The organism is Sulfuricaulis sp. (assembly GCF_024653915.1).
In the GTDB taxonomy this organism is placed as follows: Bacteria; Pseudomonadota; Gammaproteobacteria; order Acidiferrobacterales; family Sulfurifustaceae; genus Sulfuricaulis.
In genome coordinates this window covers 1-12,994 of sequence record NZ_JANLGY010000004.1, presented here as the reverse complement: position 1 = coordinate 12,994, position 12,994 = coordinate 1, and the positions used below count along the sequence as shown (strand labels likewise).

The 12,994-nt window shown below is 55.5% G+C and carries 12 protein-coding genes; 2 read left to right on the top strand and 10 right to left on the bottom strand.

Annotation, left to right across the window (positions count from 1 at the left end; all coding sequences use genetic code 11):
* Positions 1–8: 8 nt before the first annotated feature.
* The 3 genes from ispF to NUV55_RS01140 are packed head-to-tail and all read right to left on the bottom strand — an operon-like array spanning position 9 to position 1,734.
* The gene (gene ispF, locus NUV55_RS01150; protein ID WP_296669645.1) at positions 9–482 is read right to left on the bottom strand and encodes a 2-C-methyl-D-erythritol 2,4-cyclodiphosphate synthase; all 474 of its coding nucleotides are present in this window, start codon (positions 480–482) and stop codon (positions 9–11) included.
* The gene (gene ispD / locus NUV55_RS01145) at positions 482–1,183 is read right to left on the bottom strand and encodes a 2-C-methyl-D-erythritol 4-phosphate cytidylyltransferase (RefSeq protein WP_367280314.1); all 702 of its coding nucleotides are present in this window, start codon (positions 1,181–1,183) and stop codon (positions 482–484) included. The genes ispF and ispD overlap by 1 nt, the downstream gene beginning before the upstream one ends.
* A gap of 41 nt (positions 1,184–1,224) precedes the next feature.
* Complete coding sequence (locus NUV55_RS01140; protein ID WP_096360391.1) at positions 1,225–1,734, bottom strand: CarD family transcriptional regulator; 510 nt, start codon at positions 1,732–1,734, stop codon at positions 1,225–1,227.
* Between the two features lie 228 nt (positions 1,735–1,962).
* Here NUV55_RS01140 and mfd point away from each other — a divergent pair, with 228 nt between their 5' ends.
* Positions 1,963–5,427, top strand: a complete 3,465-nt coding sequence (gene mfd / locus NUV55_RS01135) for a transcription-repair coupling factor (RefSeq protein ID WP_296669640.1) — start codon at positions 1,963–1,965, stop codon at positions 5,425–5,427.
* 1 nt (position 5,428) lies between these two features.
* Here the strand turns inward: mfd and def are convergent, their stop codons facing one another.
* Entirely contained in the window at positions 5,429–5,947 is a 519-nt protein-coding gene (gene def, locus NUV55_RS01130) for a peptide deformylase (protein ID WP_296669638.1), read from the bottom strand.
* A gap of 65 nt (positions 5,948–6,012) precedes the next feature.
* On the opposite strand from def, the gene NUV55_RS01125 reads away from it, so the two are divergent.
* Positions 6,013–6,600, top strand: coding sequence for a CsiV family protein (locus tag NUV55_RS01125; protein ID WP_296669636.1), 588 nt, complete (start codon positions 6,013–6,015; stop codon positions 6,598–6,600).
* On the opposite strand, the gene NUV55_RS01120 is transcribed toward NUV55_RS01125, so the two are convergent.
* From NUV55_RS01120 to NUV55_RS01095, 6 genes are all read right to left on the bottom strand, one after another.
* Positions 6,591–7,343 carry an S-methyl-5'-thioinosine phosphorylase gene (locus tag NUV55_RS01120; RefSeq protein WP_296669634.1) on the bottom strand — a complete coding sequence of 251 codons (753 nt, stop codon included), beginning with the start codon at positions 7,341–7,343 and terminating at the stop codon, positions 6,591–6,593. The two genes, NUV55_RS01125 and NUV55_RS01120, sit on opposite strands and share 10 nt — an antisense overlap.
* 217 nt (positions 7,344–7,560) lie before the next feature.
* Positions 7,561–8,124, bottom strand: coding sequence for a hypoxanthine-guanine phosphoribosyltransferase (locus NUV55_RS01115; protein ID WP_296669633.1), 564 nt, complete (start codon positions 8,122–8,124; stop codon positions 7,561–7,563).
* Positions 8,125–8,147: 23 nt separating this feature from the next.
* Positions 8,148–8,516, bottom strand: a complete 369-nt coding sequence (locus NUV55_RS01110; protein WP_296669631.1) for a DsrE/DsrF/DrsH-like family protein — start codon at positions 8,514–8,516, stop codon at positions 8,148–8,150.
* Between the two features lie 144 nt (positions 8,517–8,660).
* Positions 8,661–9,530 (bottom strand): UTP--glucose-1-phosphate uridylyltransferase GalU, encoded by an 870-nt coding sequence (galU, locus tag NUV55_RS01105; RefSeq protein WP_296669628.1) that lies wholly within the window; start codon positions 9,528–9,530, stop codon positions 8,661–8,663.
* Between the two features lie 31 nt (positions 9,531–9,561).
* Positions 9,562–10,893, bottom strand: coding sequence for a UDP-glucose/GDP-mannose dehydrogenase family protein (locus NUV55_RS01100; RefSeq protein WP_296669627.1), 1,332 nt, complete (start codon positions 10,891–10,893; stop codon positions 9,562–9,564).
* Between the two features lie 45 nt (positions 10,894–10,938).
* Positions 10,939–12,870: a nucleoside-diphosphate sugar epimerase/dehydratase gene (locus tag NUV55_RS01095; protein ID WP_296669625.1), complete on the bottom strand. Its 1,932-nt coding sequence runs from the start codon at positions 12,868–12,870 to the stop codon at positions 10,939–10,941.
* Between the last annotated feature and the right edge of the window lie 124 nt (positions 12,871–12,994).

The following is a 12,994-nucleotide window of genomic DNA, read 5'->3' as shown; positions in this document are numbered from 1 at the left end:
TTTATTAATTATTTAGTCATCAGAAGCACAACCGCATGGGCGCCGATGCCCTCTTCCCGCCCGGCAAAACCGAGCTTTTCCGTACTAGTGGCCTTGATGTTCACACTCTCCGGCGTGATGCCAAGATCCGCGGCGATGTTCTGAATCATCTGCGACAGGTGTGGGGTCAGGCGCGGGGCCTGGGCCACCAGCGTGCTGTCGATGTTGCCAACCTTCAAGCCACGTCCGGCGATCGCCTCTTTAACCTTGCGCAGCAGTTTGCGGCTGTCAATATTCTTGTACTGCGGGTCAGTGTCGGGAAAGTGCCGGCCGATGTCGCCGAGCCCGGCGGCGCCGAGGCAGGCGTCGCAAATAGCGTGGATCAAAACATCCGCATCGGAATGACCCTGCAATCCTTTGCTGTGTGGGATTTTTACGCCGCCAAGGACTAAATCTCGTCCGGCGACCAGCGGATGCACATCGTAACCGTGACCGATACGCATCAGGCGTTTCCCTGCTGTTGCTTCATATATAGTTCTGCCAGCGCCAAATCTTCCGGGAGCGTTATTTTAATATTGTCGGTGTGACAAACTACCACGCGCGGATGGCCGCCAGCGGCTTCAATCGCCGAGGCTTCGTCGGTGATATTTTTTCCTGTTTTCATGGCCTGCTCAAGTGCTGGTATCAGTTTGTTGATCCGGAACATCTGTGGCGTGGCCGCGCGCCAGAGGCCGTCGCGTTTGACCGTTTCCAGCACCTGCCCGGCATTATCCACGCGCTTGACCGTGTCGGTTACGGGGAACGCGAGCAAGCCACCCTCTTCCCCTTCGCTTACGGCTGAGATCAGTTTATCAATATCGCCATTGCGTACGCACGGCCGCACCGCATCGTGCACCAGCACCCAGTCATCAGGCTTGGAATGTTTTGCCAATGCCTTAAGCCCATTCAATACCGTATGCGCGCGGGACGCGCCGCCATCGCTGGTGCCAAGAAATTTTGACAAGCGCTTCAGATCGGGGGTCATTTTTTGCCAATCCTGGTCATCCGGCGCCACACCCACAAGAACACCCTGAATGCACGGATGCGCGCACAGACGCTCAAGGGTATGCAGTATGACAGGACGACCGAGAAGCGGGAGATACTGTTTGGGTACCGAGGAGTTCATCCGCCGGCCCTGCCCACCCGCGGGGATGAGGGCCCAAATTCCGGCAACAGTAGTCAAGCAGGATTACGGCCCGAGAAAAATCAGGCGCGCTCTTCGATATAACTCAGGATGCGAACTCTGGCGTCGTCCGGTGCGATGCCCTGCACGGCGGCCACTTCGCGCGCGAGATAGCTGTTCGCAGTTTCCAGCAGCATGGATTCCTCGAACGACAGGCCGGATTGTTTTTTCCAACGGGTCAAATCACGCACCACTTCGCCGAGCTCGAGGCAGGAGCCGGAGTTAATGCGGCGCTCGATGTCCTTGCAGCGTTCGGCCCAGTTGCCACCGGTGACACGGCGCTTGCCCTTGGCGGAGAGAATCTTGAACAATTCCTTGAGCTTTTTCCCGTCCAGCAATGGGCGGATGCCGCTTTTTTCGAGATTGGATTTTGGCACTTTGACGGTCATCTGGGTGTCCTGAATGCGGATGACAAAACAGGACTCGACCTGGCCGGATAGATAAATGTCTTCGACTGCTAAAATCACGCCTACACCTGCGGAAGGATAAAAAACCGTTTCACCAACCTTAAAGCGCGGACGTTTCGTCGCCATTCAGCCATTCTCCTGAGTTGATATACTGCCGTTACTTAGGGACAGTTATTCTTAAGCTGGATTAAATTATGCACGTAACCCCCCTCCCTGACAAGACTTTTGAGTATTGGGCCTGTGATCATCCTGGCCTCTTCTTGAGGTAGAATTGCCGGCCTTGCGGTACGTCCGCGGATTGCCCGTTTGCCCATTCTCGATAAAAACCGTTTGGCATCGCCCCTGAAGCCAATTTTGCCCACCGAGTCCGGGGGCAGACTCAGCTGGCGCGGCTTGACAGGTAGTGGGCGCGGCCTGGCCATTGCCTCGGCGGCCACCGCTCACAGTGGTCCTGTGCTGGTCATCACGGCCAGCAGTTTCTCGGCCCAGCGGCTGGAAGACGAGATTCGTTTCTATGCCCCGGAATTGACCATCCTGCCGTTCCCCGACTGGGAGTGTCTGCCTTACGACATCTTTTCTCCACATCAGGACATCATCTCGCAGCGGCTCGAGACGCTGCACCGGCTGCCGGACCTGAGGCAAGGCGTGGTGCTGGCATCCGTGGCCACGCTGCTACATCGCCTTTCGCCACGTGATTACGTCAGCGCCCACAGCTTCCTGCTCAAGGTCGGTGATCAACTTGATATTCAGCGACTGCGCGAACAGCTGACGCGCGTCAACTACCACAGCGTGTCACAGGTCATGGAGGCCGGGGAGTTTGCCGTACGTGGCGGATTGGTTGATATATTTCCCATGGGCAGCCACCGGCCCTATCGCCTCGATCTGTTCGGCGATCAGGTGGAATCCATCCGCGAGTTCGACGCCGCCACACAGCGCTCGGAAAAATCCATCGATGCCATCCGCCTCCTGCCCGCGCGTGAATACCCGCTGACGGAAGAATCCATCCAGCGCTTTCGTCAAACCTTCCGGGCGCGTTTCGAAGGTGATCCCCAGAAAGTAACCTTATACCGCGATATCAGCAAGGGCATCAGCTCGCCGGGAGCGGATTATTACCTGCCACTTTTTTTCCCGGATATGGCCAGCATTTTCGATTACCTTCCGAAGTCTGCGCTGTGCCTGATGGAAGCCGGGATCACGGAAATCGCCGAAAACTTTCAGCGCGAAACCGGTCAGCGCTACAACGAAATGCGTCATGACCGGGAAAGACCCTTGCTGGAACCCTCCGAGGTATTCGTTGCCACGGATGAATTCTTTGGAAATATGAGCGCGTGGCCAATAGTCGAGATGCAGGAATACATCACGGATGAAAACCAGCCAATAGAAGCATTACAGAACAACAACATAACTCAATACAACACACGCCCGCCAACGCTGTTACCGGCCGATCACAAATCCCATTCACCTTATGGCGCGCTGTTTCAGCATTTGCGAACTTTTCCGGGGCGCGTATTGATGGTGGCAGAATCCGCGGGCCGACGCGAAACGCTGAGAGGCCTGCTTCAGGAGAATAGCCTGCCGCTCGAAGATGTCGCTGGATGGGGCATGTTCCTTCAGGGGCGAATGAGACTTGGGCTGACGGTAGCCGATCTGGAAAAAGGCCTGCTGCTCAAGGAGCCGGAAATATCCGTCATAACCGAGGCACAGCTATACGGTGAACGCGCTGCGCAGCGCCGCCGGCGGAGTCGTTCGGAGCGCGAGCCGGAGGCGATCATCCGCAGCCTGGCGGAGCTGAAAAATGGCGATCCAGTGGTGCACGAGGATCATGGCGTGGGCCGATATCTCGGCTTGCTGACGCTCGATATCGGCGACGGGCCTGCCGAATTCCTGGCGCTCGAATACGCCGACAAAGATAAACTTTATATTCCGGTTTTGGCGCTGCACCTGATCAGCCGTTATACGGGCACCGACCCGGAAAACGCCCCGCTGCACAAGCTCGGTGGCGAGGCCTGGGAAAAGGCCAAGCGCCGCGCCCTCGAAAAGGCGCATGACGCCGCCGCGGAGTTACTGGAAATATACGCCCTGCGCGCCGCGCGTGAAGGCCATGCTTTCCCGCCGCCGGACGAGCATTACCAATCCTTCGCCAGCGCCTTCCCTTTTGAGGAAACACCCGACCAGGAACGCGCCATCCAGGAAGTCCTGAAAGACATGCAAACCGCCAAACCCATGGACCGGCTGGTCTGTGGCGACGTCGGATTCGGCAAGACCGAAGTCGCCATGCGCGCTGCTTTCGTGGCCGCCATGGGCAAGACCCAAGTCGCGGTGCTGGTGCCAACCACCCTGCTGGCGCAACAGCATTACCAGAATTTCCAGGACCGGTTCGCGGGTCTGCCGTTCCGCATCGAGCTGCTATCGCGGGTCCGCAGCCAGAGCGAACAGCGCGGAATACTTGCCGCGCTCGCAGATGGGTCCGTGGACATCGTAATCGGCACCCATCGTTTGTTGCAGGACGATGTCCGTTTCAAGCACCTGGGGCTTGTCATTCTTGATGAGGAGCACCGATTCGGTGTGCGCCAGAAGGAGCGCCTGAAAAAACTGCGCAGCGAGGCCGATATCCTGGCCATGACGGCCACGCCCATACCCCGCACCCTGAATATGTCACTGTCCGGCCTGCGCGATATCTCGCTGATCACCACGGCCCCGGAAGGCCGCTTGTCGGTCAAGACCTTCATCAGCGAGAAAAACCGAGCCGTCATTCGCGAGGCCTGCCTGCGCGAAATCCGCCGCGGCGGTCAGGTGTATTACCTTCATAACGAAGTCCGCACCATCGACAAGGCCGCCAGAGAACTTCAGGAGCTTGTGCCTGAAGCAAATATCCGTGTTGGCCACGGTCAACTGCCGGAACATGATTTGGAACACATCATGCTCGACTTCTATCATCAGCGTTTCAATGTGCTGGTGTGCTCCACGATCATTGAGTCCGGTATTGACGTTCCGACGGCCAACACCATTATCATGGAGCGCGCGGATAAATTTGGCCTGGCGCAGCTGCATCAGCTGCGCGGTCGTGTCGGTCGCTCGCATCATCGCGCCTATGCCTACTTGCTGGTGGCGGACCGGCGCGCACTTTCCGAGGACGCGAGCAAGCGCCTCGAAGCCATCGAGTCATTGGAGGAACTGGGGGCGGGGTTTACGCTCGCCTCGCACGATCTGGAGATACGCGGTGCGGGCGAGCTGCTGGGCGAGACCCAGAGCGGGATGATCGACGAGGTGGGATTTACGCTCTATTCAGAGCTGCTGAACCGGGCGGTGAAATCACTGCAGGCCGGGAGACTGCCGGGAACGGATACGTCGCTGCACAGTGGAACTGAAATCAACTTGCACGCACCGGCGCTTTTCCCTGAGAACTATTTACCGGATGTGCACATGCGGCTGGTGCTTTACAAACGCCTGTCCGCCGTACGGAAGCTGGATGCGCTTCAGGAGATGAAAGAGGAAATCATCGATCGCTTCGGTGTACTGCCCGAATCTGGGAAACTCCTGTTCCACGCCACCGAACTCAAGATACTGGCCACGCCTCTGGGAATCCGGAAGATCGACGCGGGACCACGCGGCGCGCGCATTGATTTCATCGAAAAACCGGATATTGACCCCGGTTCCATTCTGCGCCTGCTCCAATCCGCGCCCCGCCGGTACAAACTGGACGGACCAAACAGAATCAGAATACTCGGCGAGATGCCGGATATCACGTCACGCATCACCACTGTAAGCCGATTCCTGACAGAGCTCACGCCTGAAACACAAACCACGGAATCCGGATAACTCAGAGATCGGGAAACAGGGACTCTTCAAAACCCAATAGACGAATGTCGCGTAGGCGCATAGGGTACAGGACCCCGTCGAGATGATCGCATTCATGCTGCACGACGCGTGCGTGGAACCCGGAAACCGTGCGATCGATCGGCTTTCCGTGCTGATCGAAGCCGGTATAACGCAGATTGAGATGGCGCGCTACCAGCCCACGTAAACCCGGGACACTAAGACAACCCTCCCACCCGTCTTCCATGTCATTGCCGATGGGTGTCAGCACCGGATTCACCAGCACGGTCGTCGGCACCGGTTCTACGTGGGGATAACGTGGATTGGCCTCTACGCCGAAAATCACTATGCGTTGCGAAACCCCAATCTGAGGCGCCGCGAGACCCGCGCCGCTCAGCTCGGCCATGGTGTCAAACATGTCGGCAATGAGTATTTCGAGTTCCGGCGTATTGAACTGCTGCACCGGCTCGGCCTTCTGGTACAACAACGGATCGCCCATCTTGAGTACGCGTCTGACGGTCATCTCATCACTCGAAATTGTGCAGGGAATAAGAGATACTATAAATTAATCACAGCAAGGGAAATACCGTGAAAAGACTATTCCTGATGATTTTTCTGATTACCGCACCCGTCACGACGCTCCAAGCAGCGCCGGCGGCAACCAATATGTATGAGATCGAGATAGTCGTATTCGAGAATCGGCTGTCTGACCTGGAAGGTGGCGAGCTTTGGACGCGTGGCATGGAAAAACCGGCGAACGCGCAAAAGAATGAAGCAGTAGGCGCCGGCGAAAAACCCCCGGCGGATTCTCCCTTGTCAGCCGCGTCAACGGCGCTGGAAAAATCCGGCCGGCATCACGTCCTGGCGCATCTACGCTGGCAACAGAGCGCCGAAGCCAAGTCTGTGTCAAAGCCGGTGAAAATCAGCAATGTGGAAGGCGGGCTCGACGGATCGCTGCGGTTCTATCTGAGCCGTTTCCTGATTCTGGACCTGAATCTGGGCTTGCGTGAAATGCAAAGTGGGGGAATTTTCAGCGGGGTATCGGAGAAAGACGCTACGGTGTACCGTTTAAATGAGCCCCGTCGCATTAAGGTTTCGGAGACCCAATACTTTGATCACCCAAAATTTGGCGCACTGGTGCGCGTTTCGCCCGCTAAAGCAACGGGTCAGCCCTGAACAATCAGGGGAATCACCTGCTCCAACAGTGAACGTACCGACACCATGCCCGTTTCCAGATTCTTTTCAATTTCCTTGATGCTGATAGTGTCCTTGGCCTTGCCGGCCGCCGGGTTTACCACCAGGGCAATAGAGACGTAACAAAGCTCCAGTTCACGTGCGAGGCCAGCCTCAGGCATGCCTGTCATGCCAACGACATCTGCCCCGTCACGCTCCATGCGCCGAATTTCCGCCGCGCTTTCGAAGCGGGGGCCCTGGGTTGCACCATAGGTTCCCCGCCCCACCACCTTGAACTGGGTGCGCGCCGCAGCCTGAATGACAGTCTGACGCAGCGATTCACAATAGGGAAAGGTAAAATCAACGTGGGTCACCTTTTTGTGTTCACTGCCGAAAAACGTATTGGCGCGCCCATAGGTGTAATCAATAATCTGGTCAGGCACCACCAAGGTACCTGAAGCCAGATAGTCGGGTGAGATACCGCCCACGGCATTGACGGCAATTACCTTGTCGACACCGGTCTGTTTGATTGCCCAAATGTTGGCGCGGTAATTAACCTCATGCGGCGGGATCGTGTGCCCGGCCCCGTGACGGGGCAGGAATACGGCTTCCTGCCCTCCCAGTTGCCCGAAAACCATGGGTGCCGATGGCTCACCATAGGGCGTGCGTATAACCTCTCGCCGCGTGATGCGCAGGTTTTTGAGATTGGTCAAGCCACTGCCACCGATGATTGCTACTGCCGTCATATATTGTCCCTTCGACTATTCTTCGTTTGTCTACCTACAGCGTAACATCCCTGTCGCACCCCCAGTTCGACGTCCCTGTCTCTCGCTCGACGGCGTGAAGGATTCGCTGCGCATTCCATGCTTCGCTCATCCTCCAGGGCGGCATCCATGCCGCCCGTTCGCCGGATGCGAGTGTCCATTGGACACTCGCATATTTTCCAGCTCACCCACAGGACATTCACGAAGACTCCGCCTCGCCCTCGGCGTAAATTCCCGGAATGTTGCGAAGATAACCCTTGTAGTCCATGCCACAACCGAACACATAGCGATCCGGAACTTCAAGCCCGGCAAATTCCACCTTAACGTCATACTGGCGCGGGCGACTCTTCACCACCAGCGCCGCCTTGTAAACTTCACGCGCGCCCTCGGCCCGGTAGCGCGCCTCGATACCGGCCAGCGTCGTGCCCTCATCGAGGATATCGTCAATCAGCAGCACGACCCGGCCGCGCGGGTCTTGATGCGGACCGGATATCCACTGCAACTGGCCACCTTGTAACTTTTTTCCATAGCGGGTGGCATGAACATAATCAATTTGAAGTGGGAATTTCAGCCGGGGAAGGATCTGACCGAACGGTACCACACCGCCGGTCATGACACAGACCACAAGGGGGTCTGTACCGGCAAGGGTCTGGTTGATGCGCGCGGCCATGTCCGCGAGCGCCGCTTCCACTCTCTCGGGAGAATAGAGACAGTCCGCCCGCTGCAGCACTTCCCATGCCTGCTGCGCGTTAATGGGATTCAACGTTGGATTTTTTAATCAGGTGATTAATAAGTAAAGGTAACGACGTCCTCGTCCATCGCCTGGCTGATGACATAGGCGCCGCCCACAGTTTCCTCGATCTCGGGGATCAGCTCGTTGCCCCACAGCTCGAGGGTCGGTGTGCATACCTTGAACTTCACGCCCGCTTCATGGGCGTCTTTGATGAAGTCATAAACGGACTTCGGACTGCCTTCCTGTACATGCAGTTTCTCCGCCACACCCTTGATAGCCAGCTCACCCGCGCGCCCGGTGAGGATTACCTCCACTTCATACTCCATGGCCGCCGCCACTGTCGCCTGAAAAAACGGCGCCCCCAATTCGGACGGGTCCGAGGGGTCGGTGTTCACCATTACAATCATCAATTTGTCAGCCATGAGTTTCTCCTGAATACTGGCGATATGCTGGTATCTGGGATCAGCGAATTATATCTGCCCCCCGCTTGCCAAAGCTACCTGCCCTTCAACGACATACAGCTAGCAGGAACCTACATCAAGCCAGGGAAACAGTCTTGACCAAAATCAAAATTTTAGGTTTTTAAGATAGGCATGGAATTTATCCTTGAGCTCGGGATGTTCCAGCGCATATTCAACCGTCGCCTGCAGGTAGCCGAATTTGCTACCGCAATCATAACGTTTTCCGATGAACTCATAGGCCAGCACTTTCTCGTGGGATAGCAGCGCCGCGATACCGTCCGTTAGTTGGATTTCCCCTCCTGTGCCGGGTGTGACGCCCTCAAGCAAGCTGAAAATTCGTGGCGTCAGGATATACCGGCCAACCACCGCCAGCGTAGACGGGGCGTTCTCAGGGGAAGGTTTTTCCACGATGCCCTCCACGATATGAATACGCGGCCCCTGAGCTTTCGCTTTTACGATTCCGTAACTTTGAGTCTCATCGCGCGAGACATTCTGGACCCCAATGACAGAACACTGGCAGGACTGATACAGATCCACCATTTGCTTGAGGGTCCCGGGCTCACTGCGGATGAGGTCGTCGGCGAGTATGACGGCGAAAGGATCATCACCCACTACCTGCTTGGCGCGCAGGACCGCATGGCCCAGCCCAAGGGCTTCAGTCTGGCGTATGTACACACAGGAGGCCCGGTTGGGAAGAACGTTTTGCACAACGGACAACAAGTCATGCTTACCGTCCGCCTGAAGTTCGGCTTCCAATTCATAGGCCTTGTCGAAATGATCTTCGATCGAGCGCTTGTTTCGTCCCGTAACAAAAATCAGTTCATCAATACCGGCAGCAATCGCTTCTTCCGCGGCATACTGGATAAGCGGTTTGTCGACGATGGGAAGCATTTCCTTGGGGCTCGCTTTGGTGACCGGCAGAAAACGTGTGCCGAGACCGGCGACTGGAAATACTGCCTTGGTAACTTTTTTCATTCTTCTGCCCGTGAATTTATTTTGTTAGCGCTCAGCGCCCGATGCCACTGTACTCAAATCCAGCTTCTCGCAGAAGCGTCGGATCATATTGATTGCGGCCGTCGAATATCACAGCGTTTTTCATGATCTTCTTGATACGGCTGAAATCAGGATGACGGAAAGGTTTCCATTCCGTCACAAGAACCATGGCATCTGTCCCATCGAGCGCGCTGTATTGCTCATCGACGAGCTTCAGCTGTCCGGTCTTAAACCATTCATTGGGTAGTTCGCGTTTGGCAGTCGGCATCGCGACCGGGTCATAGGCCTTCACGATAGCGCCAGCATTCATGAGTTTCTCTAGCAAAACCACTGATGGGGCCTCGCGCATGTCATCCGTGCCTGGCTTGAATGCCAGGCCCCAGAGACCAAATGTCAGACCTTTGAGTTTAGCGCCAAAACGCTGGCTGATTTTTTCAAACAACACGTGCTTTTGAGTCTCATTTCTTTGTTCCACAGCATTAAGCACCATAGGCTCAAAGTTCTGATCTTTGGCCATCCGAATCAGCGCCTTGACGTCCTTCGGAAAGCAAGACCCACCATACCCCGCACCTGGATAGATGAATGAATGCCCAATCCGCGAATCTGAGCCGATGCCCTGGCGGACGTTCTCGATATCGACCCCCATACGCTCACAAAGATTGGCAATCTCATTCATGAATGAGATCTTGGTGGCGAGCATGGCATTGCCGGCGTACTTGCTCATCTCGGCATCGCGCACACCCATAAAGATCAGACGCTCATGGTTGCGCATGAATGGAAGATAGAGATCGCGCATAACCTTTCGGACTTGTTCGCTGTCGGTGCCGATGATGACGCGGTCCGGGCGCATAAAATCCTCAACCGCCGCACCCTCTTTGAGAAATTCAGGATTACTTACAACGTCATAAGCCACCTTTACGCCCCTATTGGTTAATTCATTGCGAATGGAAGCATTAACTTTGTCCGCCGTGCCTACCGGGACGGTCGATTTATCCACCACAACGGTGTAATCGTTAATGTGCTGTCCAATCTCACGGGCAACGGTCAAAACATATCGCAGGTCCGCCGAACCGTCCTCGCCAGGCGGGGTGCCCACTGCTATAAAATAAACACTGGATTTCGCGGATGGATCTGCGAGCGACGCGCAGAATTGCAGGCGGCCGTTTTTGTAATTGTTTATTACAATGGATTCCAGGCCCGGTTCGTATATCGGCAAAATGCCATTTTTGAGGCCAGCTATTTTTTTTTCGTCGATGTCAACACAAGTAACAGTGTTGCCCATTTCCGCGAAACAGGCTCCCGTTACCAGGCCAACGTAGCCTGTTCCGATGATCGTTAACTTCATGAATGAATTACCCGCGAAATGATTTGTATATGTTTCTGGACTCTCTCAGGGAGAATTTGTCTGTTTCAAGGGAACCACCACGGCAGTTTTGCCCCCAATCGTTGGCGAAGCAACCAGACCGGTATGCTCTGGAACCAGTTCCGCCAGCATGCCTCTCAAAGAGATATCATTTCCTTGCTCACAAGCCTGCTGCATGACATCGAAGGATTTCTCAAGCGAGTCTTTATCCATCATACGGCAGTGCGCCAACAGGATTTTGGGGTGGCTGGTTTCCGCCAGTTCTTCCGCATCATGGAAAAGTTCTTCGTGAAGCTTCTCGCCCGGACGCAACCCGGTATAGACAATTTCGATATCCTCACCGGGGATTTTTCCGGACAGGCGTATCAATTGTTCGGCGAGATAGGAAATTTTAACCGGTTCTCCCATATCCAGCACAAAGATTTCTCCCCCCTTTCCAATTACACCCGCCTGAAGAATGAGCTGACTCGCCTCGGGGATAGTCATGAAGTAGCGCGAGATTTCCGGATGCGTTACCGTGACAGGGCCGCCTTGCACAATCTGCTGTTGAAACAAGGGGATAACACTGCCGGAAGAACCAAGGACATTGCCAAACCGCACGGTGATGAAGCGTGTCTTGGATCTGGCATTCAAACCCTGGCAATACATTTCGGCCACACGTTTGCTGGCGCCCATGACATTGGCGGGATTGACCGCCTTATCCGTGGATACCATCACAAACGATTCGCATCCGTATTTGTCAGCGAGATCGGCCATCACGCGCGTTCCCAATATATTATTGGTTACGGCAGCGCGTGTCTGGTCCTCGAGAATCGGGACATGTTTGTAGGCGGCAGCATGATAAATTACGGCGGGCGAATAATTGCGCAATATATTTTCCACCTGCACAACATCATTGGTATCGCCGAGCAGGCTGGCAAGGGGCAGGTCCGGGATGTCGCGCCGTAATTCAAGATCAATGTTGTATAAATTGAACTCGCTACGTTCAAGAATGACGAGTTTCCCTGGCTTGAGCCGGGCAATTTGACGGCAAAGCTCGGCACCGATGGAACCGCCGCCGCCGGTGACAAGAATCGTCTTGCCGTGCGTCGCGTCGGTAATGGCGCGCCAGTCGAGGCTGACCGGCTCCCTTCCCAGCAGATCCTCAATTTTTACATCCCGCAAATCCTTGAGGCTCGCCCGGCCGCTGACAAGATCCTGTAGCTGCGGCAGGATGCGGAAAGGCAGCTTAGTGGTTTCGCAAATCTCGACAATGCGACGGATCTGACGTGACGTCGCCGAAGGCAAGGCGATAATAATCAGGTCGACACCCAGTTTCGTGACGATGCCGGGAACCTCGTCACAGGTTCCGGTAACGGGAATACCATGAATTTCCTTGCCGATTTTGCTGGTATCGTCATCAACAAAAGCGACCGGGTAGTAAGGACCACTCTGCTCGCGGAGCAGATCACGCACCAGCATTTCACCGGCCTTGCCGGCACCGACTATCAACGCATTCTTGATTTCGTCATTCGCATAAAGACTGGAGGCATGGGCAGAACCGTGCAGATGCCGATCCTTGAACCAGCGATATACAAACCTAGGCCCTCCCAATAGCAACACAAGCAGGATGCCATCCAGAATAAAAACCGAACGAGGAACGCTTTGCAGACGGGTGAGAATGAAACTGACTGCCGCGGCCACGGCCACCCCTGCCGCGACGGCCTTGATAATGCGCACCAGGTCCGGGATCGAGGCAAACCGCCAGATGCCGCGGTAGAGTCCGAAATACCAGAACATTCCGCCCTGCACGCTCCACACCACCGGCAGCAATATCAGCGCCTGGTTGAAAAAACCTTCGGGAATCGGTTCGAGATTGAAACGAAGCCAGTAGGCGCCGAACCAGGCGATGGGAACCATCGCCACGTCATGCGTAAAGGCGGCGGCGCGTGAACGGAAGTACCAGAGAATTTCTTTCATCCGTTCATCGTCCGTTATGAATCATTCCTTTTGATTAAGAGCACTCACAAGATTACCTTGCGCCTGATGTCGAGACGGTAGGGTGAAGCGGAGTTTTCGTGAACACACTTAACGTGTGTTCACG